Raw genomic sequence first — 359 nt, 5'->3', positions numbered from 1 at the left:
GCTTCCCGATTTATACGGCGGTCAGTTCTCGAACGTTATCGTCAAGGCCCACACCGACCTCACGACGAAGTCGGGGGCTGCGGAGATCGAGCACCTGGCGAAGCGCGCCGATGTGGTGATCATCGATGAGGCGCACAACTTCCGAAACCACGGAAAGTCTCCCACTGAGGAGAACCCTTGGGGCTCGCGCTGGTGGCGTATGCACGAGATCTGCAGGGGCAAGACGGTGTTCCTACTGACCGCCACGCCGATCAACAACACCTTCTTCGACCTCGTTCACCAGGCCGAGCTGTTCACCGGCGTAGATGAGGACTCGCACTTCGCGAGCATCGGTGTGAACAGCCTCCGTAAGTACATCG

General features: G+C 59.6%; 1 protein-coding gene. It reads left to right on the top strand.

Annotation, left to right across the window (positions count from 1 at the left end; genetic code table 11):
- Nucleotides 1-359, top strand: a 359-nt coding sequence (locus KVT44_RS55760; RefSeq protein WP_217576906.1) for a DEAD/DEAH box helicase family protein, incomplete at both ends; no start/stop codon positions are given.

This window comes from Streptomyces sp. GbtcB7, assembly GCF_019091445.1.
GTDB classification, from domain to species: Bacteria; Actinomycetota; Actinomycetes; order Streptomycetales; family Streptomycetaceae; genus Streptomyces; species Streptomyces mirabilis.
The sequence above is the reverse complement of the archived record's forward strand: the minus strand, read 5'-3'. Positions and strand labels throughout refer to the sequence as shown.